The organism is Streptomyces sp. NPDC059906 (assembly GCF_042730645.1).
GTDB lineage: Bacteria > Actinomycetota > Actinomycetes > Streptomycetales > Streptomycetaceae > Streptomyces > Streptomyces rubrogriseus.
In genome coordinates, this window is sequence record NZ_JBHWKU010000031.1 from 57,415 (window position 1) to 79,870 (window position 22,456).

The window sequence follows — 22,456 nt, forward strand, 5'->3', positions numbered from 1 at the left end:
CCCTCACCCGACCGTGGTCCGCCACCCGCGCACACGCATACTGAGGTCCATGCCACGGGTCCTGATCATCGAAGACGACCGCGCCGTCCGGGACGGCGTGCGACTGGCCCTGCGCCGGCAGGGGCACGAGGTCGCCGCCGCCGCGACCGGCGAGGACGGACTGGAGCAGCTCCGGTCCTTCCGGCCCGACGCCGTGGTCCTCGACCTGATGCTGCCGGGCATGTCGGGCCTGGAGGTGTGCCGCCGCATACGCGCCCACGACCAGGTGCCGATCATCATGGCCACCGCCCGCGGCGACGACACCGACATCGTCGTCGGACTGGAGGCCGGAGCCGACGACTACGTCGTCAAACCGGTCCGCGCCCGCATCCTGGACGCCCGCATACGCGCCGTGCTGCGCCGCGTGGGCGGCACGGCGGACGACCAGGGCACACCACGCACCGAACACCACGGCGACCTGGTCATCGACCGGGCCGGGCTGACCGTCACCCACCAGGGACGGCCGGTCGCCCTCGGCCCCTCCGAACTGCGGCTGCTGCTCACCCTGTCCGCCTCGGCGGGGCAGGTGTTCAGCCGCCAGCAGCTCCTGGAGGCCGTGTGGGAGCACAACTACCACGGGGACGCGCGGCTCGTGGACGCCTGCGTCAAGCGACTGCGGTCCAAGATCGGTGAGTCGCCGGGCAGCCCGCGCTACGTGCACACCGTGCGCGGCTTCGGCTACCGGTTCGGACCCCGGTGAGAGCTCCCCGGGTGCTGCGCGCACTGATGGGGCTGCGCCTGCGGCTGGTGGTGACCTTCACCCTCGTCGCCGTCGTGGCCACGGTGACCACCGGCGCACTGACCTTCCGCGAGGCACGGACCGGCGTCCTGCAGCAGAGCCAGGACACGGTGATCGAGGAGTTCCGGCACCGCGTCAACACCCTGGTCCCCAACTACCGGTTCCCGCCCGACGCGGCCGGCCTGACGTCGTTCGCCAACGACGTGTCCAGGGGCGGGCGGTCCCAGCAGTGGCGGGTCCTGGTCGCCTACCGGGACAAGAGCGCCACGTCCGTCCCCGGGGACACCTTCGGGGAACTGTCCCCGGCGATGCGCCAGTCCGTGCGCTCCCGCCGGGCCACCGTGTTCCAGCGGGTCTCGCACGACGGCCACTCCGCCCTCGTCGTCGGCATGCCCGTCACCTTCGCCGGCCAGTACACCACCGAGCGCCCGGCCTCCGGCCTCGAGGTCTACCTCACCGTGCCGCAGCAGGAGGAGCAGGGCTACGTCGACGCGCTGGTCACCGCGATCGAACGCGCCACCGTGCCCGCCCTGGTGCTGGCCGTCCTGATCGCCCTCCTGGCCGCCCGCGGTGTCCTGCGGCCGGTGCGGGCGCTGCGCCGGGCGACCCGGAGCATCGCCGAGGGCCGCCTGGACACCCGGCTCGCGGTGCAGGGCTCCGACGAACTCGCCGATCTCTCCCGCACCTTCAACGAGACCGCCGCGGCGCTGGAGGGCTCGGTGGCCGAACTGCGGCGCATGGAGGCCGGTGCCCGCCGCTTCGCCGCGGACGTCTCCCACGAACTGCGCACCCCGCTGGCGGCGATGTCGGCGGTCACCGACGTGCTGGACGAGGACGCGGCCGGGCTGGACGAGGACACCGCGACGGCCGTGCGCCTGATCAGCACGGAGACCACGAAGCTGGCCGCGCTCGTGGACGACCTGATGGAGATCTCCCGCTTCGACGCGGGCGCGGCCGCCCTGCACCTGGACGAGATCGATCTCGCCGAGTCGCTGCGCCGCACGCTCGCCACCCGCGGCTGGCAGGACACCGTGGAGACCGGCCTGCCGGAACCGGGAGAGCTGCGCGGCCGCGTCGACCCGCGCCGCCTCGACGTCGTCGTGGCGAACCTCGTCGCCAACGCCCTCAGGCACGGCGCGCCCCCGGTCCGTCTGGACCTGCACGCCCAGGACGCCCGGGCCGGAAGACAGGCGGTCGTCACCGTCCGCGACGGCGGGGACGGCATACCCGAGAGCGTGCTGCCCCACGTCTTCGACCGCTTCTACAAGTCGGCCGGCGCCCGCGCCCGGAGCGAGGGCAGCGGCCTCGGGCTGTCCATCGCCACGGAGAACGTACGCCTGCACGGCGGCACCGTCCGGGCGGCCAACCATCCGGAGGGCGGCGCCGTCTTCACGGTCGTCCTGCCGCTGCGCCCGGACGACACGGAGGACGCGGAGGACCGGACACCGCCCCCGGCGAAGGAGGACCGCACATGAAAGCGTCCGCGCGCGCCTTCCCGCTGCTGATCGCGGCGCTGCTCCCGCTCTCCGCGTGCGGCATACCCGAGACGGGGGTGGTCGAGGCGGGCGAACCCGCGACCGGCGTCCTGGATCCTGGCGTCACCGCCGCACCCTCGGAGACCGTGCCCGAGGCGGTGCCCCAGGTCAAGGTCCCGCTCTACTTCGTCGAGGACGGGTCCCTGGTCGCGGTGGTCCGCACGGCGCCGGGCTCGACCGACCTCGGCGGCACCGTGCTGATGCTGTTCAAAGGTCCGGACGACCAGGAGCGCGGGAGGGGGCTGACGACCGAGCTGCCTCCCGCGGCCGAGGCCCCCACCATCCGCACCGACGGCACCGGGGTCACCGTCCAGCTGCCACGGAGCGCCGGGATCCTCAGCGACACGGCCGTCGACCAGCTGGCCTGCACGGTCGCCGCCGCCCGGCTGCGGCAGGACCCCGCGCTGGGCAGGGCGCAGGTGACCGTGGAGCAGCCCGGCGGCCGGCTGGCCGGCCGCTCCAGCGACGACTGCCGCTTCGCCGCGGAGCGCAGGGCTCCCGGGACCGCGGAGACCGCGGCGCCCCCCGACACCGGCGGGAGCGTAGGAGGGACCGGCGGCAGCGGCGGCTGACGGCTGACGGATGAGGACGACGGCTGACGGCTGACGGCTGACGGCTCACAGGCAACCCCAAGGATCTCCTTCCCCTCCTCCAACCAGGGGCGCCCGTACGGGCGTTGCCCCGGACCGAGGTACCACCGAGGTGTTGAGGAGCGGATTCTTGATACGTGCTCGAACGCTGTGGGCCGCCGCGACAGCGGCCCTGACCCTGGTGGGCGCCGCGCCCGCCGCGGCCCAGGCCGCACCGGAACCGCCCGGCGGCCCCGCATCCGTACGGGCGGCGCCGAACGGCACCGCCGACCTGCCGCCCGGCTGGCGGATCACCGGCACCGGCGAGGCGAGATCCCTGGAGTGGCGCTCCCCGCGGGCCGTGCCGCCCGGCGACGCACGGGTGGAGTTCCACGCCGCCGGCCGCCTGCTCGGCGTACCGGAACCGGACCGCGACGGCAGGACCTTCCGCTTACCGCTGGACGAGACCCGGCCGGGCGCACCGCAGGGGCTGACCGACCTCCAGGTCCGCGCCGCGGGCCGCCGGCTGGACCAGGACCCGGGAGCCGCCGCCCGACAGCGCCGCCCCTCCCAGGCGCCCGAGGCGAAACTCCCGGCCCAGCTCCCCGCCGGCACCGTCGACCCGGGCCGGCCCGGGTCGTTCGCCACCGCCACCGGCGAGTACACGCTCGACCCGGTACGGCTGCCCGGCCTGTCCGCCCCGGTCGAGATGCGCGGCGTGGTCGTCGCACCGAAGGGAGCGACCGGCAAACGCCCCCTCGCGCTCTTCCTGCACGGTCGCCACGCCACCTGCTACGTCCCCGGCCAGGGCGAGGAGGCCGTCACGATCGACTGGCCCTGCGCCGACGACGCCAAGCCCATCCCCAGCCACCGCGGCTACCTCCAGGACCAGGAACTGCTGGCCTCCCAGGGCTATGTGACCGTCTCGATCTCCGCCAACGGCATCAACGGCCAGGACGGCGGCCTCGAGGACGGCGGCGCCCAGGCCCGCTCGTCACTGGTGCGCTCGCACCTGGCCCGCTGGGCCGACTGGGCCGCCAGGACCTCCACCGCCCCGGCCGCCGTACGCCGGGGCCCGCAGGCCGACCTCTCCCGCGTCCTGCTGGTCGGCCACTCCCGAGGCGGCGAAGGCGTCGACCGGGCGGCCATGGACAGCCTGTACCCGCCGCCCGCGGACCAGGACGGCCACCCGGGGCGGGCCCGCTGGAACATCCGCGGCACCGTGCTCATCGGTCCCACCGCCTTCGGCCAGAACCCGGTACCCGACGTGCCGTCCCTGACCATCCTGCCGGGCTGCGACGGCGACGTCTCCGACCTTCAGGGGCAGCTCTACGTCGACGGCACCCGCGGCGTGAGCCGGGGCCGCGCGCTGCACAGCGCGGTCCACATCACGGGCGCCAACCACAACTACTTCAACACCGAGTGGACGCCCGGCCAGGCCCAGGCACCCGCCACCGACGACTTCTGGGAGGACCCCGAGGACCCCGACCCGGTCTGCTCGGCGTCCAGCCCCACCCGGCTCAGCGCCGAGCAGCAGCACCGGGCCGGCGCGACCTACATCGCCGCCGCCGCCCGGCTGTTCGTCGCCGGTGACGACCGGGTGCGCGAACTGGTCGACGGCACCGGCCGCCGCGCCCCCTCGGCCGACCCGGCCCGGGTGCTGACCCACGCGGTCGGCGCCGGCCGCGGCGACGGATTCCTGCCGGACGCCGGCGTTCAGGTGACCGGCGGCGGACGCCTGTGCTCCGCGGTCGACCCCGACCCGGGCGTCGCCTGCCTCGGCGAGGACGCGCACGGCTCCTCACCGCACTTCGCGTACTGGCAGCCGGAACGCGAGACCGGCCGCGGCGCGATCGCCCTGGACTGGTCCGAGCCCGGCACCGCGGCCCGGGTCCGTCCCGGCGCACCCGTCTCCCTGAACGGCGCACGGAGCCTCGCCCTGCGCGTCATCGTGCCGCCGGGCAGCACCGGCACCCGGCTCGACGTGGCCGTCACCGACACCGCCGGCCGGCGTGCCACCCTCGGCGCCGTCCACGCCGACGGCCTGCCGGGCAGCGAACGCACGGCCTCCTACTGGGCGCAGGAACTGCGCGTACCGCTCACCGCCGCCACCCGCGCCGGAGTCGACCTGCGCCGCGTCACCACGCTGGAACTGACGCCCCGTTCCCGCGCCGGCAAGGCCTGGCTGATGGACGCCTACGCCTGGCACCCCGGCACCCCCCAGGTGCGGCCGGCCCCGCTGGCCCGCGTCGACGTCGGCCGGACGACGGTCGAGGAGGGCGACTTCGGCGTGCGCACCTACCACGTCCCGGTGCGGGTCTCGGGCAAGGGCACCGGCACGGTCCGGATGTACGTCATGGAAGGTTTCGGCACGGCGGTCGAGGAGCGCCTGGTCACCGTACGCTCCGGCCGCCCCTTCGTCGACGTGCCCGTCAAGGTGACGGGCAACCAGCGCTACGGCGGCGACTCGAACCACGACCTGCTGGTCAAGGCGGTGCACGGCTCGGTCGTCGGCTCCTACGCCGGCGGCGTGACGGTCGCGGAGGACGACCCGAGGCCGAAGATCGACGTCACGCCCGTCGCCGACGAGGTCACCGAGGGGCAGCCGCTGCGCTGGCGGGTCTCGCTCTCGGAACCCGCCGACGTGGACCTGAACACCGTGCTGGTACCGGTCCCCGACGACACCCGTCCCGAGCTGTCCACCAAGGACGTCGACCACGACTGGCTCGTCGAGACGGTGGGTGTGGTCCCGGAGGGGGAGGTCCCGCTCTCCCGGCTGGACTACTTCGCGCTCTGGGTCTCCGTCCCGGCCGGTGAGACGGAGACCGAGGTGACCGTGCCCACCATCGGCGACGAGGTCGCGGAGCCCACCGAGTACGTCGGGTTCCAGAACACCGACGACGAGGGCGAACCGCAGGGCCCGGTGCTGACCGGCACCGTGCTCGACGCCTCGTAACCCGATCTCCGCGCGCGGGCGCGGACCCGGCACCGTCCGGTCCGCGCCCGCGTGCGCCAGGTGGCCCATCCGCCGGACGCCCCGCGCAGGCCTCGGCGTGGTCGTGGGCCTGAGCCCACGGCGCCTGGGTACTCTCCGCCGCATGGCGGTGGACAGAAGGACGAAGTCGCCGCACCGGACCCCGGCTCGGCAGCGGACGAACCGCACGCTGGGCCGGGCGCTGGTGCGGTGGGCCACGACGACCGATCACAAGGTGATCGGCCATCTCTACCTCGCGACGTCGTTCGGCTTCTTCCTGTTCGGCGGCGTCCTCGCCATGCTGATGCGCAGTGAACTCGCCCGGCCCGGGCTGCAGTTGTTCAGCAACGAGCAGTACAACCAGCTGTTCACCGTGCACGGCACCATCATGATGCTGCTGTTCGCGACCCCGCTGTTCGCCGGGTTCACCAACGTCATCATGCCCCTGCAGATCGGCGCCCCCGACCTGGCCTTCCCCCGGCTGAACGCGCTGTCGTACTGGATGTACCTGTTCGGCGGACTGATGGTGGTGGCGGGTTTCCTGACGCCCGGGGGAGCGGCCTCGTTCGGCTGGTTCGCCTACGCACCCCTGAACAGCGCGACCTTCAGTCCGGGACCGGGCGGTGACCTGTGGACGATGGGCCTCGTGGTGAGCGGTGTGTCGACCACACTCAGCGCCGTCAACTTCATCACCACCATCATCTGCCTGCGCGCCCCCGGCATGACCATGTTCCGGATGCCGATCTTCACCTGGAACATCCTGTTCACGTCGATCCTGGTGCTGCCCGCCTTCCCCGTGCTCACCGCCGCGCTGCTGATGCTCGAAGCCGACCGCAAGTTCGGCGCGCACGTCTTCGACGCGGCCAACGGCGGGGCGCTGCTGTGGCAGCACCTGTTCTGGTTCTTCGGCCATCCCGAGGTGTACATCGTGGCGCTGCCGTTCTTCGGCATCGTCACCGAGATCATCCCGGTCTTCAGCCGCAAGCCGATCTTCGGCTACGTCAGCCTGGTCGGCGCCACCATCGCCATCACCTTTCTCTCCGCGGTGGTGTGGGCCCACCACATGTTCGCCACCGGTGCCGTGCTGCTCCCGTTCTTCTCCCTCATGTCGTTCCTCATCGCCGTGCCGACCGGGGTGAAGTTCTTCAACTGGATCGGCACGATGACCCGCGGCTCGCTCTCCTTCGAGACACCCATGCTGTGGGCGTGCGGCTTCCTGGTGACGTTCCTGCTCGGCGGCATGAGCGGCGTCCTCATCGCCTCCCCGCCCCTGGACTTCCACCTGACGGACTCGTACTTCATCGTCGCCCACCTGCACTACGTGCTGTTCGGCACGGTCGTCTTCGCGATGTTCGCCGGCTTCTACTTCTGGTGGCCGAAGTTCACCGGCAAACTGCTCGACGAACGCCTCGGCAAGATCCACTTCTGGACCCTCTTCGTCGGCTTCCAGACCACCTTCCTCGTCCAGCACTGGCTCGGCGAGCAGGGCATGCCGCGCCGCTACGCCGACTACCTGGCCGCGGACGGCTTCACCACGCTGAACACCATCAGCTCCATCGGCGCCTTCCTCCTCGGACTGTCCACCCTGCCGTTCCTCTACAACGTGTGGCGCACCCACCAGTACGGGAAGAAGGTCGGCCGGGACGACCCCTGGGGCTACGGCCGTTCCCTCGAATGGGCCACCAGCAGCCCGCCCCCGCGCCACAACTTCATGTCCCTGCCCCGGATCCGCTCCGAGTCCCCGGCCTTCGACCTCCACCACCCCGACATCACCCGACACGATCAGAGGCAGGTGCAGTGAGGACCGAATCCCGTCTGTTCACCGGTGTGGCGGTCTTCTTCGGAGCCGAGGCTGCCCTCTACGGCTGGTGGTCCCGTGAGCCCGCCGGCACCGCCGCCCTCGTCCTCGCCTTCCTCATGGCCTCGCTCGTCGCGTTCTTCCTGCGCGTGCAGTACCGCAGGCGCGGGCTGCGGGCCCAGGACCGCGGTGACGGCGAGGCCGTCGACACCGCGGGTCCGGTCGACTTCTTCCCGCCGCGCAGCGCCTGGCCGATCACGATCGCGCTGGCCGCCGTGGTGCTCGCGTTCGGCATCGTCTTCGGGCTGTGGCTGGCCCTGATCGGCTTCGGCCTGCTGACCATGGGGGTCTGCGGACTGGTCTTCCAGTACGCCGACCGGGGCGTTCAGCGCTCCGGCTCGCCCGAGTAGGCGTCCCGTTCCACCGCTTGCGCCGACGCCTCCGCCACCGACTCCCGTTCCGGCTCCGGCTCCGCGTCCTCGACGTCGACCCGGTCGCCGTAGTACCACTCGCTGAGCGTCGCCCGCAGCCGGCCCACGTGCGGGGCGTCGCCCTCTTTCGGGGACGGCGCGAGCGGTTCGGGCTGCCTGCGGGCCCGCAGCACGTGACGCTCCTCGGGATCGAGGGGCCCGTGACTCTCGGCGTAACCGCCCGCGAGGGTCTGGTGCACCTCGCCCGTCTCCTCGCCCTCGGCCAGCCGCTCGCGGTCGTGCTCCTGCAGCGCCAGGCAGACGCGCTTGGTCGCGACGAAGGCCAGCGGCGGCGCCAGCACCAGGGACACGCGGAAGATCCACGTGAGCAGGTTCAGCGACACGTGGAAGGTGTGGGCGAGGATGTCGTTGCCGCCGGCCAGCAGCAGTACGGCGTAGAAGACGATCGCGGCGACGCCCAGCCCGGTGCGCACCGGCTTGTCCCGGGGCCGGTCGCACAGGTGGTGCTCCTCGTGGTCGCCCGTCACCCAGCGCTCGAAGAACGGGTAGGCGTACAGCACCGCGAACAGGGCGCCCGGCAGCAGGACCGCCGGCACCAGCACGTTCCACATGACGGTATGGCCCGCCACCGCCGTCTCGAACGGCGGCATCAGCCGCAGCGAGCCCTCCAGGAACCCGACGTACCAGTCCGGCTGCGAGCCCGTGGAGACGACATCGGGGCGGTAGGGGCCGTAGGTCCAGATCGGGTTGATCTCGGCCACCGCCGCAAGCACGGTCAGGAGACCGAAGACCATGAAGAACAGGCCCGTGGAGTTCGCCATGAACTGCGGGAACAGCGGCTTGCCCACCGCGTTGCGGTTGGTGCGCCCGCGGCCCGCCCACTGGGTGTGCTTCAGGTAGAACACCAGGATCAGATGGAGTGTGACCAGCGCGACCAGCAGCGCCGGGAGCAGCAGGATGTGCACCGAGTACAGCCGCGGGACGATGTCCTCGCCGGGATACTCGCCGCCGAACGCGAACATGCTGAGGTACGTCCCCACGACGGGGATGGACAGCATGATCCCCTGGGCGATGCGCAGCCCCGTCCCGGACAGCAGGTCGTCCGGGAGCGAGTAGCCGGCGAAGCCCTCGGCCAGCGCCAGCACGAAGAGCGTGACACCGATCAGCCAGTTGACCTCACGCGGACGGCGGAACGCCCCGGTGAAGAAAATCCGCAGCAGATGCACCCCGATGGCCGACAGGAACACCAGCGACGCCCAGTGGTGCACCTGCCGGATCAGCAGCCCGCCCCGCACGTCGAAACTGATGTCCAGCGTCGAGCGGTAGGCCTCCGACATGCTCACCCCCAGCAGGGGCTCGTACGAGCCGTCGTAGACGACCTCCGTCATCGAGGGCTTGAAGAACAGCGTCAGCCAGACCCCGGTCAGCAGCAGCACGACGAAGCTGTACAGGGCGATCTCGCCCAGCAGGAACGACCAGTGCTCGGGAAAGGCCTTGCGCAGCAGCCCCCCGCCCTCGGAGACGGGGAGCCGCCCGTCGGCCCAGTTGACGGTGTGTTCGGCCGCGTGGCGGGCCCGCGCACCGGCGCGGGCCCTTCTCCTCTGCAACAGCACGGCGCATGGGTTCCCCACCGCCCGTGCCGGAAACTACGCAGCGGCCACGTACGGTCACCCTTCGGCTTGCCGGATCAGCGTCCGCCCGGGCCGCCGCTGCCGAAGGAACCGCTGCTGCCCTCGTCCCAGCGGGGCCGCTCCTGGTCGGAAGCGGTTCGGCTGCCCTGGTGCCCCATCTCGTGCGGCAGCGTGCGTTCGTCGCTCCGCGGCATCTCGTCGGGCTCCCGGCGCTCCCGCTGCTCGTGGACGGGACCGTCGTCGGGCATACGGGGCTGCTCCTCGGGACGAGGCGGCGGCGGCTCCCGGCGCTTTTGCCGACTGCCGAAGGCGAACGCGCCGATCAGCACGGCCACCACCACGACGGCCGCGACGATCAGCCAGACGGCGAGCGCGCCCGAGCCGCCCGCGGCCAGGTCCATCCATGCGTTGGTCATGGAGCGCGGGTACCCCAGGCCCGCGCGACGAACCTGCTCACCGCCACCGCCACCGCCACCGCCACCGCCACCGCGACGCTCGCGCCCGCGAAGAGCCGGCCTTTCCGATCGGAAACGGCCCGGAACCCTTGGAAACACCGGGCCCGGCCGTTTGGCGCCGCGGTCGGCGGCAACCCGCTCGGTGTGACATCGACGACGACTTCCCAGCAGGAACTGTTCCGCTTCCTCGAGGACCGCTTCGCGTGCGCACAGGCGTGCACCGAGTGCGCCCGGGCCTGCGCCCTGCGGGCGAGCCTCGTGGACCCGGACGGGACCGAGAACCAGGAACTCGTGCGGCGCAGGGGCATCATGTGCGCGGAGGTGTGCGACGCGACCTGCCGGGTGCTGTCCGAGCAGAACCAGGTGGACGAGGCCGCCATCCGCGCCCAGCTGGAGTGGTGCCGCCAGGTGTGCCTGGAGAGCGCGCACGTCTTCGACGACCACCCGGGCGCCGAGGAGAGCGCCCAGGCCTGCCGCGACTGCGCCCGCGCCTGCGGAGAGTTCCTGGCCACCCTGCGCTGAGGCCCTGGGAACGGGCCCCGCACCGCGTTAGCCTGCCCGTATGGCGGCGACACGGACCGACGGCGACCCGGGCCTGTTCGGCCCGCGTTCCGTGACCTGGCAGGCGCACGGCGACCCGATGATGTGGGTGGCCGGCATCCGCGCCCTCTACCTCCAGGCCCTGCATCCGCGCGCGGTGCGCGGCGTGATGCAGAACAGCGACTTCCGGCGCGACGCGTGGGGCCGGCTGATGCGCACCGCGGGCTTCGTCGGCACCACGACGTACGGCACCACCGAGGCCGCCGAGCGGGCCGGAGCCCGGGTCAGGAAGATCCACAGCATGCTCGGCGCCACCGACCCCGACACGGGCGAACGCTACGGCGTCGACGAACCCGCCCTGCTGCTGTGGGTGCACTGCGCCGAGATCGGCTCCTACCTGCACGTCCTGCGCCGCTCCGGATTCCCGCTCACCGACGCGCACGCCGACCGCTACCTCGCCGAACACCGGCACAGCGCCCGTCTCGTCGGCCTCGACCCCGCCTCCGTACCCGCGAACCGGGCCGAGCTGGCCGCCTACTTCGCGCGGGTACGGCCCGAATTGACCGCGGGAGCGGACGCGCACGAGGTGGACGACTTCCTGCTCCGCCCGCCCACCCACCCCCTCCTGGTCCCGGCCCGCGAGCTGCTGTGGCGGCGGGTCGCCCGTCTTGCGTACGACTCCCTACCGCCGTACGCGCACGAGCTCTACGACAGAGCCGCACCCCCGCCCGCCACCGTCACCCGCCGGCTGCGCGCCACGGGCACCCTGCTGCGCCATGTCCCCGCACGTCTGCGCTGGCAGCTGCCGCCCAGACACATCCTGCGCGCCATGGCACGGCTCGGCCCGGGCGTGCGCCCGGCGCCATACAAAATCGGACGACAAGCGGCCATACTGGACCGGCCAGGGGAGGGCGCGGCGGACTGAACCACGGGGGCGGGCGAAGTCATGGGGGACAGCACGCTGATCCAGGGCCGGTACCGGCTGCTCGAGAGGATCGGGCGCGGCGGCATGGGCGAGGTGTGGCGGGCGCGGGACGAGTCACTGGGCCGTCGCATAGCCGTCAAGTGCCTCAAACCGCTGGGCACGCAGCACGACCACTCCTTCACCCGCGTCCTGCGGGAGAGATTCCGGCGCGAGGCCCGGGTGGCGGCCGCGCTCCAGCACCGCGGGGTGACCGTCGTCCACGACTTCGGCGAGTGGGAGGGCGTGCTCTTCCTGGTCATGGAGTTGCTGGAAGGACACGACCTGAGCCGGCTCCTGGAGGACAACAAGGGCCATCCGCTGCCCGTCGAGGACGTCGTCGACATCGCCGAACAGGTCGCCGCCGCGCTCGCCTACACCCACGAGCAGGGCATCGTGCACCGCGACCTCAAGCCGGCGAACATCGTGCGGACCGCCGACGGCACCGTGAAGATCTGCGACTTCGGCATCGCCCGGCTGGGTGCCGACGCGGGCTTCACCGCCCGGCTGACCGGCACCGGCATCGCCATGGGCACCCCGCACTACATGTCGCCGGAACAGATCGGCGGGGACGAGGTCGACCGGCGCAGCGACCTGTACTCCCTGGGCTGCGTACTCTACGAGATCGCCACCGGCGTCCCGCCGTTCGACCTCGACGACGCCTGGGCGATCCTCGTCGGCCACCGCGACACCGAGCCCGAACCGCCCCGCACCCACCGCGCCGAGCTGCCCCGGTACCTGGACCGGATCATCCTGGACCTGCTGGCCAAGCGGCCCGAGCGGCGCCCGGACGACGCCGGCGAGCTGGGCCGCCGGATCACCGCCGGACGCAGCGCACCGGCGCGGGTGCCGGCCCTCGCGACAGCCCGGCCGCGGACGACGCCGCGGACGCCGCGGCCGGTCGGCGGCCGTACCGGGCTGCCGTCCTGGACCCACGGCATGACGACCGGTCACAAGGCGAGGGGCACCGGCCCGCGCGCCACGCCCCCGGACCCCGGGGCAGGCCTGTCCGGCGAGTGGATCCCGCGGCCGACCGGTGCCGGGACCGACGGCGGCCGGACCGTCGAGCCCGCCCCGGACGAGTGGCCCGAGCCGGCGTCCGAGGCCGCCGCCGGACTGGCCGAGCGCCACCACGCGGCGCTGAGCCTGGGCCGCCTCGGCCGCTGGGAGGAGGCGGGCCGGGCCCACCGCGCGGTCGCGGCCGAACGCGAGCGCCTGCTCGGTCCCGACCACCCCGACACGCTCGCCAGCCGCTACGAGGCCGCCTTCGCACTGGGGCGCACCGGCCGGGCCGCCGACGCGCTGCGCGCCTACAAGGGCGTCGCCCAGGCCCGGATCAGGACGATGGGCGCCGACCACGCCGACACCCTCGCCGTCCGCCAGGAGATGGCCTACACCCTGGGCCGGCTGGGCCGCCACACCGACGCCCACCAGGTGTACACGTCGGTGCTGACCGCCCGTGAGCGCACCATGGGCGCCGACCATCCCGACACCCTGCGCTGCAGGCACAACCTGGCCTTCAACCTGGGCCGCCTCGGCCGCACCGAGGACGCCCACCGGATGGCCCGCGAGGTGGCCGCCGCCCGGGCCCGGGTGCTCGGCCCCGGCCACCCCGACACCCTCGTCACCCGCTACGAGGTGGCCTACGAACTCGGGCGGCTCGACCGCTGGCAGGAGGCCCTGGCGACCTACCGCGAGGTCGCCGCCGCCCGCGCGCGAGCCCTCGGCCCCGACCACCCCGACACCTTCGCCGCCCGCTACGAGACCGGCGTCGCCCTCGGCCGCCTCGGCCGCTGCGCCGAAGCGCTGACCGCCTACGAGCACCTGATCGCCGACCGCGCCCGCGCCCAGGGCGCCGATCACCCCGAGACCCTGCGCGCCCGGCACGGCCGGGGCGTCAACCTCGGCAGGCTGGGCCGCTGGGGGGAGGCGCTGGAAGAAGCCCGCGCGGTGTGCGCGGTCCGCGGCCGGGTCCTGGGCCCCGACCATCCCGACACGCTGGTCAGCCACCGCGAGGTCGCCGTCGCCCTGGGCTGGCTGGGCCGCTGGGCGGCCGCCCTCACCGAGTACCGTCTGGTCGCCGCCGCCCGCGAACGGGTCCTGGGCCCCGACCGGCCCGACACCCTCGTCGCCCGCGACGACGAGGCCCACTGCCTGGAACAGCTCGGCCGCGCCGCCGAGGCCGCGGAGCTGTACCGCAGGGTCGCGGCACTGCGCTCGGTGGCCGCCCGCTGACCGGAGCCGGTGCCCGGCGGCGGGCTGGCCGCCCCCGATCGGGCCGTGCTACCAAGAGCCATGACGCCCCCGCCCAGCACCTCGCGCACCTACGACGCCGTCATCGTCGGCGGCGGCCACAACGGCCTGGTCGCCGCCGCCTACCTGGCCCGGGCCGGCCGCTCCGTGCTGGTCCTCGAACGGCTGGACCACACCGGCGGAGCGGCCGTGTCCACGGAGCCGTTCGCCGGGGTCGACGCACGGCTGTCGCGCTACTCGTACCTGGTCAGCCTGCTGCCCAGGAAGATCGTGCGGGATCTCGGCCTGGACTTCCGGGTGCGGGCGCGCACCATCTCCTCGTACACGCCCGTCGAGCGCGCCGGGCGGCCCACCGGGCTGCTCGTCGGCGGCGGCGAGCGCCGCACCCGCGAGTCGTTCGCCCGGCTCACCGGCTCGCAGCGGGAGTACGCCGCCTGGCAGCGCTTCTACGCCATGACCGGCCACGTGGCCCAGCGGGTCTTCCCGACCCTCACCGAACCGCTGCCCACCCGGGACGAACTGCGCCGCCGGGTCGACGACGAGACGGCCTGGCGGGCCCTGTTCGAGGAGCCGGTCGGCGTCGCGATCGAGGAACACTTCGCCGACGACCTGGTGCGGGGCGTGGCCCTCACCGACGCGCTGATCGGCACCTTCGCCGACGCCCACGACCCCTCCCTGGCCCAGAACCGCTGCTTCCTCTACCACGTGATCGGCGGCGGCACCGGAGCCTGGGACGTACCCGTCGGCGGCATGGGCGCCCTCACCGACGCGCTGGCCGACGCCGCCCGCGCCGCGGGGGCCGTGCTCGCCACCGGCCACGAGGCGGTCCGGATCGACGCGGACGGGCACCGTGCCGAGGTCACCTTCCGCTCCGCCGACGGCGAGGGCGCCGCCGCCGCCCGCCACGTCCTGGTGAACGCCTCCCCGCGCGAACTGGCGGCGCTCACGGGCGACGCCCCGCCCCCGCCGGCCGAGGGCGCCCAGCTCAAGGTGAACATGCTGCTGACCAGGCTGCCGCGGCTGCGCGACCCGGACGCCGACCCGCGCGAGGCCTTCGCCGGGACCTTCCACATCGCCGAGGGCTACGAGCAACTGGCCGCCGCGCACGCCCAAGCGGCCGCCGGTGAACTGCCCGCCGCCCCGCCCTCGGAGATCTACTGCCACTCGCTGACCGACCCCACGATCCTCGGCCCCGACCTGGCCGCGAAGGGGATGCACACCCTCACCCTGTTCGGCCTGCACACGCCCGCCCGCCTCTTCGCCCGGGACCACGACGCCGTACGCGAGGAACTGCTCCGGTCGACCCTCGCCCAGCTCGACGCCCACCTGGCCGAACCCCTCGCCGACTGCCTGGCGACCGACGCCGACGGACGGCCCTGCATCGAGGCCAGGTCACCCCTCGACCTGGAACGCGACCTGGGCCTGCCCGGCGGCAACATCTTCCACCGCGAGCTGTCCTGGCCGCACGCCCAGGAGGGCACCGGCCACTGGGGCGTGGAGACCGCCCGCGCCAACGTCCTGCTGTGCGGCGCGGGCGCCGTGCGCGGCGGAGGGGTGAGCGGGGTCCCGGGACACAACGCGGCGATGGCGGTGCTGGAACGGGACAAGGCCTGACGAAGCACTACTAGTCCGCCGACGCCGTCCACCCCTCGGCCACGACGCGTGCCGCGTCCGCCGGGCGCGCGTCGTGGAACAGGACGTCGCCGGCCGCCTCCGCGCGCAGCCCGTCGACGTACGCCCCGCGGCCCACGTACAGCCGGTCGGTCGTGTACCGCCAGCGCAGGGTGAGCCGGTGCGCGGCCGGGAGGTCGGCGCTCAGCCGGTGCCAGACGCGTCCCGACCAGCCGGTGGCCGAGCCCGCCGGATGGTCGCGGGGCGCCTCGCCGCGGCGCGTGGTGGTGAACGGGACCGGCCGCCATCCCGCGCCGCCGTCCGTCGAGGCCTCCAGGACCAGCACGTCCGAGCCGGGCTCGGTGTCCCACCACAGCGCGCAGCGCAGCCGGGCCCGCCCGGCCGACGTGTCCAGGGCGGGCAGCGTGAGCGTGGCCGCGGCGGAACCCGCCGTCCCCGAGAACCACGCCGTGCGCCCGTGTGCCGGACGGACCGGCACGGCCCGCGCCAGGTTGGTGCCCGCCGCCACCCGGGGAGCCGACCCGGAACGCCAACCGCGCACCGGATGGACGGAGTTGCCGAGGACGACGAGGAAGGAGTCGGTGGTCGGGTCGAGCACCAGCGAGGTGCCCGTGAAACCGGTGTGCCCGGCCGTGCGCGGCGTGGCCATCGCGCCCATGTACCAGTGCTGGTACAGCTCGAAGCCCAGGCCGTGCTCGTCGCCCGGGAAGTCGGTGTTGAAGTCCGTGAACATCAGCTCCACGGACTCCGGCCGCAGGATCCGCGCCCGCCCGTAGGACCCGCCGTTGAGCAGGGTGCGACCGAGGACCGCGAGGTCCCACGCCGAGGAGAACACCCCCGCGTGACCGGCGACGCCGCCCAGGCTGAAGGCGTTCTCGTCGTGCACCTCGCCCCACACCAGCCCCCGGTCCAGACCGGACCAGGGCTTGCGGGCGTCCTCGGTGGCCGCGATCCCGGGCCGCCAGGAGGCGGGCGGGTTGTAGCGGGTGCGGGCGAGACCCAGCGGCTTCGTGATCCCCTCGCGCAGCAGGACGTCCAGGGTGCGGCCGGTGACCTCCTCCAGCACCAGCTGGAGCGAGATCATGTTGAGGTCCGAGTACAGGTACGCCGTCCCGGGCGCGCTGACGGGTGCCTCGTCGTAGACGAGTTGGACCTTCTCCTCGTACGTGGGCGCGCTGTACAGCGGGATCCACGCCCGGAAGCCCGAGGTGTGGGTCAGCAGGTGCCGGACCGTCACGTCCTGCTTGCCCGCCCGGCCGAAGTCCGGCAGGTACGAGGCGACCGGCGCCGCCAGCTCCAGCGCGCCCCGCTCCAGCTGCTGCACGGCGAGGATCGAGGTGAACAGCTTGGAGATCGACGCGAGGTCGAACACCGTGTCCCGGGCCATCGGGATCTGCTCACCCGGCGGGAACTCGACGCCGGTGTCCGTCGCCTCGTCGTAGGCCCGGTAGCGCACCGCCATGCCGATCGGTTCATGCAGCGCCACCGTGCCGCCCCGGCCGGCCAGCAGCACGGCGCCCGCGTACCACGGGTGCTCGGGGGACGGGCCGAGGAACGCCTCGGCGTCGGTGACGAGCCGGCGCAGATGGCCGGGGAGGAGCCCGGCGCGTTCGGCGGAGCCGTGCCGCAGGGTGGGACGGCGGCGCCCCTCGGAGACGGCCTCGGCCGGCCCGGCCGCGAACGGGGCGAGGGCCAGGGCACCCCCCAGGGCCAGGGCACCGGCGCCCAGTTGACGCCGACTGAATCCGTTCGTCGCCTGACCGGCCATCGAAGAGTCTCCCGCCACCGAAGCTGAAAGTATCTTTCCCGGATCGCCGTGCGGAGTGAAACTTTCCTGTCAGCGGCGGGCCGTGTCAATGGGGCCGACCAAGCGGGCGCCAGGAGCCGGCGGACCGGCGCGCACCGCTTGACCCGCCCCCGCCACCGGCCGAGGATCAGGTCATGACGCCCGGACACGGCAGCACCGGCAGCACCGTTGACGGGGTGCTGCGCCGCAGCGCCCGACGCACTCCGGCACGCGTCGCGGTGGAGTACCGCGACCGTTCCTGGACGTACGCGGAACTCGACACCGCCGTCTCCCGCGCGGCGAGCGTCCTGCTGGGCGAGGGACTGTCCCCGGGCGACCGGGTCGCCGCCTACGGCCACAACTCCGACGCCTACCTGATCGCGTTCCTGGCCTGCGCCCGCGCGGGCCTGGTGCACGTCCCGGCCAACCAGAACCTCATCGGCGAGGACCTCGCCCACATCGTCGGCCAGTCCGGCAGCACCCTGGTCCTCACCGACCCCGGCCTCGCCGCCCGGCTCCCCGGCCGGGCCCGCACCCTGCCGCTGCGCGACACCGGCGACTCGCTCCTGGCCCGCCTCGCGGCGACGCCCCCGTACGACGGCCCCGAACCGGGCGCCGAGGACCTGGTGCAGCTCCTGTACACCTCGGGCACCACCGCGCTGCCCAAGGGCGCGATGATGACCCACCGGGCGCTGGTGCACGAGTACCTGAGCTCCATCACCGCGCTGGACCTCCGCGCCGGCGACCGCCCCGTGCACGCGCTCCCGCTCTACCACTCGGCCCAGACCCACGTCTTCCTGCTGCCCTACCTCGCCGTCGGCGCGACCAACGTCATCCTGGACGCGCCCGACGGCGACCGGCTCTTCGACCTGATCGAAACGGGCCGCGTGGACAGCCTGTTCGCACCGCCCACCGTGTGGATCGGCCTCGCGAACCGCGCCGACTTCGCCACCCGCGACCTGACCGGCCTGCGCAAGGCCTACTACGGCGCGTCGATCATGCCGGTGCCCGTCCTGGAGCGACTGCGCGCACGCCTGCCGCACCTCGCCTTCTACAACTGCTTCGGCCAGAGCGAGATCGGCCCGCTCGCCACCGTGCTCGGCCCGGACGAGCACGAGGGCCGCATGGACTCCTGCGGCCGCCCCGTCCTCTTCGTCGACGCCCGGGTGGTCGACGAGGACGGCAAGGACGTCCCCGACGGCACGCCCGGCGAGGTCGTCTACCGCTCCCCGCAGCTGTGCGACGGCTACTGGGACCGGCCCGAGGAGACCGAGGCCGCCTTCCGCGACGGCTGGTTCCACTCCGGCGACCTCGCCGTCCGGGACGCCGACGGCTACTACACCATCGTCGACCGGGTGAAGGACGTCATCAACTCCGGTGGCGTACTGGTCGCCTCCCGCCAGGTCGAGGACGCCCTCTACACCCACGACGCGGTCGCCGAGGCGGCCGTGATCGCCCTGCCCGACGAACGGTGGATCGAGGCCGTCACGGCCGTCGTCGTCCCCCGCTCGGAGGTCACCGAGGACGAGCTGATCGCCCACACCCGCGAGCGGCTCACCGCCTTCAAGGCACCCAAACGCGTCCTGTTCGTGGACGCCCTGCCGCGCAACGCCAGCGGAAAGATCCTCAAGAGGCAACTCCGGAACCGCTTCGCCGGTGCCTGACCCCGGGGCCCGGTTCCACAACCCCGTTGCGCGGCGGGGCGGCGGCCGGTGAGGATCGGCGCCATGCAGACCTTCACCGCCCACGACGGGACCCGCCTCGCCTTCCACGTACGCGGCGAGGGGGACCCGCTGGTCGTGCTGCCGGGCGGACCCATGCGCGCGTCCAGCTACCTCGGCGACCTGGGCGGCCTCGCCGCACACCGCCGGCTGGTCCTCCTCGACCTGCGCGGCACCGGCGACTCCGCCGTCCCCAAGGACCGGGCGACATACCGCTGCGACCGGCTCGTGGCCGACGTGGAGGCACTGCGCGAGCACCTCGGCCTCGCACGCATGGACCTCCTCGCGCACTCGGCCGGAGGCAGCCTCGCCCTGCTGTACGCCGCCCGCCACCCGGAACGGGTGTCCCGGCTCGTCCTGGTCGCCGCCACCCCCTGGGCCCTGGACATGCCGGCGACGCCCGAGGACCGGCTCCGGGCGGCGCTCCTGCGCACGGACGAGCCCTGGTTCGACGAGGCCATCGGGCCCTTCCGGGCCTGGCTGGCCGGGACCGGCGAGTTCGATCCGGTGTTCGTCCCCTTCTTCTTCGGCCGCTGGGACGACACGGCCCGCGCACACGACGCGCTCGCCGACAAGGAGAGCAACGACGAGGCGGGCGGCGTCTTCCTCTCCCCGGACGCCTTCGACCCGCCCGCCACCCGGGCCGCGCTCGCCCGCTGCCCCGCCCCGGTGCTCGTCCTCGCCGGTGAGCGCGACGGCGGCCCGGGCCCGGAGCTGGCGCGCCGCTGCGCCGACGTCTTCCCGCACGCCGAGCTCGCCGTCCAGCCGGGCGCCGGGCACTACCCGTGGCTGGACGACCCGCGGTGGTTCGCCCACCGGGTCGCCGCTTTCCTCGGACAGAACTGATCTCCTTCGGTTCTCTTCCGAAGGCACCCCTCACATGGCCTGTCGGCGGTCGAACCCGGTCGCTAGGCTGGCCGCGGACGACGAAACCGGGAGGAGCACGGACGTGGCCGAGAGCATCACCCACCAGCGCCCGCTCATGGGCTGGGACAAGCCGGAGCTGGATCTCAGCAACGCGCAGTGGCAGTCCAGCAGCCGGGGCCTGGGGGATGTCCAGATCGCCTTTGTCGAGGGATTCATCGCCATGCGGAACAGCGGCAGCCCGCAGAGCCCCTCGCTGATCTTCACCCCGGCGGAATGGGGCGCGTTCGTGTCGGGAGCGCGGGAAGGGGAGTTCGACCTCACGTAGGACACGGGCGGGGTGCGCCGACCGGCCGAACCGGGGTGTCCGGTCCGCCGCCGGGGGGAAGTCCGTATTCCGGAGGTGAGGACCCATGAGCACCCTGCCGGTCATCGCGGCGGTCGACGGTTCGGACGACGGCCTGCGCGCCCTGGACTGGGCGCTCGACGCCGCCCACCGGCGCGCGGCACCCCTGCGGGTGGTGCATGTGCGCCAGTACGCCGCCTGGGCCCAGACCGACGTCCTGGTCGCGGGCCCGCCGGACACCGCCGAGGACCCCGCGCTCGACCAAGCACGGGCGTACCTTCAAGGACGGGCCTTCGCGGTGCCGACGGAGTACGTGGGCATGGAAGGCGTTCCGGGCGCCCTGCTGCCGGAACTGGGCGCGGACGCCCAGCTGCTCGTCCTCGGCTCCCGGGGCCGGGGCGGCTTCGCCGGCCTGCTGCTGGGCTCCAACGGCATGGCCGCCGCCCGCGACGCGGAGTGCCCGGTCGTCGTGGTGCCCCGGCCCGGACGCGAGGTCCACGGCGAGGCACCGGCCGAACCCGGCCCCCGAGTGGTGGTCGGCCTGCACGTGGACAGTCCCGACGACGCCACCCTGTCCTTCGCCTTCACCGAGGCCGAGCTGCGCGGTGCCCGGCTCCAGGTGGTCGCGGCCTACCCGTGGCCGGTGCAGACCTGGGCCGCCGCGGGGCAGATGATGCCCCTGGTGATCGACGAGGTCTCCGTCGAGAGCGAGACGCGGGTCCTGGCCGACGGCCTGCTCGCCCCCTACCGCGGACGCCACCCCGACGTCCGGGTCGACGCCCACGCCCTGCCCGGCGACGCCGCCGGGAACCTGGTCGCCTCCTCCAGGGACGCCGACCTGGTCGTCGTCGGCCGGCACCGCCGGCGCCTGCTGGCCCCCGCCCGGATGATGGGCTCGGTCACCCACGCCGTGCTGCTGCACGCGGCGGCCCCGATCGCGGTGGTGCCGCCCGCTCCCCCGCAGGAGTGACACCCCGCCGGGCCCGGCGTGCCTATCATCGGCCGCATGCAGGACTCGCCCAGCAGGGACACCCGGATCGCGCTCGACCTGGCGCTGACCGTCCGGCACGACGGGCAGGGCGGCGTCGCCGACGAACTGGCCGACCCGGCCGGGCTCACCGCCTGGGTCGGGGCACACCCCGCCGTGCTGCCGGACGCCGGGGTCTTCGAGGCCGACGCGTCCACCCTGGCCGCCGTACGCGACGTACGGGCCGCCGCCCGCGCCCTCTTCGCCCGCGCCGTGCGCCCCGGCGAGCCGAGCCCCGCCGACGCCGCCCGGCTGCTGCCCGTGCCCCAGGCCCTGCGGCTGGTGAACGAGGCCGCCGCCCGCACCCCCACGGTCCCCGTCCTGGCCTGGGCCGACGCCGCCGGACCCGTCGTGCGCGCCGTCCCCGCGCAGGGCGTACGGACCGACCTCGCCGCCGCCCTCGCCCAGGCCGTGATCGGCTTCCTCGCGGGGCCCGACCTGAAGCGGCTGCGGGCCTGCCACGCGCCGCGCTGCGTGCGCTACTTCCTCAAGGAGCACCCGCGGCAGGAGTGGTGCAAGCCCTCCTGCGGCAACCGGGCCAGGGTGGCCCGCCACCAGGACCGGCGGCGGCGGACCGCGTAGCCCGGCCGGGCTGCTGCCCGCACGCCGTTCGGGGCCCTCGGCCACGTACCATGGCGGCATGTCGTTCCTCCGCCGCCGCAGCGCCACGCCCGCCGGGCCCGACTTCGACGTACTGGCCATGGACCCGGGCGACTGGCCCGGCAATCTCGGCGCCGGTCTGCTGCCCGCGCCCGACGGCAGCTGTCAGGGCGTCTTCCTGCGCTACGACCTGTTCGGCGGCCGCGGCCCCGCGATGATCATCGGCAACCTCCCGGACGGCTCCCCGGCCCGCGAGGTCCCCGAGGGAGAGATCCCCTTCGAGGTGGCCCAGCTGCTGCTCGCGCTGGAGAACGACGAGGAGATCACGGTCGCCGGCGCCGAGGACGTCCCCGTGATGCAGGGCGACAACCTGCTCATCGTGCGCCGCCTCAAGCTCTCCGAGAGCCGTATCTCCTGCGTCCAGTTCGACCGCAGCGACGGCGTCCTGGTGACCATCGCCGCCTGGGACCGCCCCATCACCGACGACCTGTACGCCCTGCTGAAGCCGCTCCCGGCGGAGCTTTTCCAGCAGGGCTGAGACCCGGCTCCCGGCAG

The 22,456-nt window shown here is 73.8% G+C and carries 19 protein-coding genes; 16 read left to right on the forward strand and 3 right to left on the reverse strand.

The features are described 5' to 3' along the window. Window positions 1–49 precede the first annotated feature (49 nt). From ACFV9J_RS32985 to ACFV9J_RS33010, 6 genes are all read left to right on the forward strand, one after another. A complete protein-coding gene (locus ACFV9J_RS32985; RefSeq protein ID WP_003971915.1) occupies window positions 50–739 on the forward strand; it encodes a response regulator transcription factor in 690 nt (229 codons plus the stop codon). A gap of 26 nt (window positions 740–765) precedes the next feature. Beyond that, window positions 766–2,253, forward strand: a complete 1,488-nt coding sequence (locus ACFV9J_RS32990) for an ATP-binding protein (protein WP_385360496.1) — start codon at window positions 766–768, stop codon at window positions 2,251–2,253. Beyond that, window positions 2,250–2,885, forward strand: a complete 636-nt coding sequence (locus tag ACFV9J_RS32995) for a hypothetical protein (RefSeq protein ID WP_385360433.1) — start codon at window positions 2,250–2,252, stop codon at window positions 2,883–2,885. Before ACFV9J_RS32990 ends, ACFV9J_RS32995 begins: the two co-directional genes overlap by 4 nt. A 148-nt stretch (window positions 2,886–3,033) precedes the next feature. After that, window positions 3,034–5,838 carry a hypothetical protein gene (locus ACFV9J_RS33000; RefSeq protein WP_385360435.1) on the forward strand — a complete coding sequence of 935 codons (2,805 nt, stop codon included), beginning with the start codon at window positions 3,034–3,036 and terminating at the stop codon, window positions 5,836–5,838. 97 nt (window positions 5,839–5,935) lie between these two features. Continuing rightward, on the forward strand, window positions 5,936–7,657 hold the full coding sequence (gene ctaD / locus ACFV9J_RS33005; protein WP_385360438.1) for a cytochrome c oxidase subunit I: 1,722 nt from the start codon (window positions 5,936–5,938) through the stop codon (window positions 7,655–7,657). Then, a complete protein-coding gene (locus ACFV9J_RS33010) occupies window positions 7,654–8,064 on the forward strand; it encodes a cytochrome c oxidase subunit 4 (RefSeq protein ID WP_385360441.1) in 411 nt (136 codons plus the stop codon). The genes ctaD and ACFV9J_RS33010 overlap by 4 nt, the downstream gene beginning before the upstream one ends. Here ACFV9J_RS33010 and ACFV9J_RS33015 read toward each other — a convergent pair. Both ACFV9J_RS33015 and ACFV9J_RS33020 read right to left on the reverse strand, forming a co-directional pair. After that, window positions 8,040–9,698 (reverse strand): cytochrome bc complex cytochrome b subunit, encoded by a 1,659-nt coding sequence (locus tag ACFV9J_RS33015; protein ID WP_385360443.1) that lies wholly within the window; start codon window positions 9,696–9,698, stop codon window positions 8,040–8,042. The two genes, ACFV9J_RS33010 and ACFV9J_RS33015, sit on opposite strands and share 25 nt — an antisense overlap. Window positions 9,699–9,772: 74 nt before the next feature. Beyond that, a complete protein-coding gene (locus ACFV9J_RS33020; protein WP_385360446.1) occupies window positions 9,773–10,132 on the reverse strand; it encodes a DUF6479 family protein in 360 nt (119 codons plus the stop codon). A gap of 183 nt (window positions 10,133–10,315) precedes the next feature. Between ACFV9J_RS33020 and ACFV9J_RS33025 the strand changes: the two genes are divergently transcribed. The 4 genes from ACFV9J_RS33025 to ACFV9J_RS33040 are packed head-to-tail and all read left to right on the forward strand — an operon-like array spanning window position 10,316 to window position 15,539. After that, entirely contained in the window at window positions 10,316–10,693 is a 378-nt protein-coding gene (locus tag ACFV9J_RS33025) for a four-helix bundle copper-binding protein (protein ID WP_003971908.1), read from the forward strand. 40 nt (window positions 10,694–10,733) lie between these two features. Continuing rightward, a complete protein-coding gene (locus tag ACFV9J_RS33030) occupies window positions 10,734–11,636 on the forward strand; it encodes an oxygenase MpaB family protein (protein WP_385360449.1) in 903 nt (300 codons plus the stop codon). A 21-nt stretch (window positions 11,637–11,657) separates the two neighbouring features. Then, entirely contained in the window at window positions 11,658–13,907 is a 2,250-nt protein-coding gene (locus ACFV9J_RS33035; protein ID WP_385360451.1) for a tetratricopeptide repeat protein, read from the forward strand. Window positions 13,908–13,967: 60 nt separating this feature from the next. Next, on the forward strand, window positions 13,968–15,539 hold the full coding sequence (locus ACFV9J_RS33040; protein ID WP_385360453.1) for a phytoene desaturase family protein: 1,572 nt from the start codon (window positions 13,968–13,970) through the stop codon (window positions 15,537–15,539). 10 nt (window positions 15,540–15,549) lie between these two features. Here the strand turns inward: ACFV9J_RS33040 and ACFV9J_RS33045 are convergent, their stop codons facing one another. Then, complete coding sequence (locus ACFV9J_RS33045) at window positions 15,550–17,325, reverse strand: serine hydrolase (RefSeq protein WP_385360455.1); 1,776 nt, start codon at window positions 17,323–17,325, stop codon at window positions 15,550–15,552. A 173-nt stretch (window positions 17,326–17,498) separates the two neighbouring features. On the opposite strand from ACFV9J_RS33045, the gene ACFV9J_RS33050 reads away from it, so the two are divergent. The 6 genes from ACFV9J_RS33050 (at window position 17,499) to ACFV9J_RS33075 (ending at window position 22,439) form a co-directional block, all read left to right on the forward strand. Beyond that, complete coding sequence (locus tag ACFV9J_RS33050) at window positions 17,499–19,007, forward strand: acyl-CoA synthetase (protein WP_385360458.1); 1,509 nt, start codon at window positions 17,499–17,501, stop codon at window positions 19,005–19,007. A gap of 63 nt (window positions 19,008–19,070) precedes the next feature. Then, the gene (locus ACFV9J_RS33055; RefSeq protein ID WP_385360460.1) at window positions 19,071–19,910 is read left to right on the forward strand and encodes an alpha/beta fold hydrolase; all 840 of its coding nucleotides are present in this window, start codon (window positions 19,071–19,073) and stop codon (window positions 19,908–19,910) included. A 136-nt stretch (window positions 19,911–20,046) separates the two neighbouring features. Beyond that, window positions 20,047–20,256 carry a DUF397 domain-containing protein gene (locus ACFV9J_RS33060; protein ID WP_167308736.1) on the forward strand — a complete coding sequence of 70 codons (210 nt, stop codon included), beginning with the start codon at window positions 20,047–20,049 and terminating at the stop codon, window positions 20,254–20,256. 85 nt (window positions 20,257–20,341) lie between these two features. Beyond that, window positions 20,342–21,244, forward strand: coding sequence for a universal stress protein (locus ACFV9J_RS33065; RefSeq protein WP_385360463.1), 903 nt, complete (start codon window positions 20,342–20,344; stop codon window positions 21,242–21,244). Between the two features lie 36 nt (window positions 21,245–21,280). Then, window positions 21,281–21,883, forward strand: a complete 603-nt coding sequence (locus ACFV9J_RS33070) for a CGNR zinc finger domain-containing protein (RefSeq protein ID WP_385360466.1) — start codon at window positions 21,281–21,283, stop codon at window positions 21,881–21,883. Window positions 21,884–21,941: 58 nt separating this feature from the next. After that, window positions 21,942–22,439, forward strand: a complete 498-nt coding sequence (locus tag ACFV9J_RS33075; RefSeq protein WP_385360469.1) for a hypothetical protein — start codon at window positions 21,942–21,944, stop codon at window positions 22,437–22,439. Window positions 22,440–22,456: the final 17 nt, after the last annotated feature.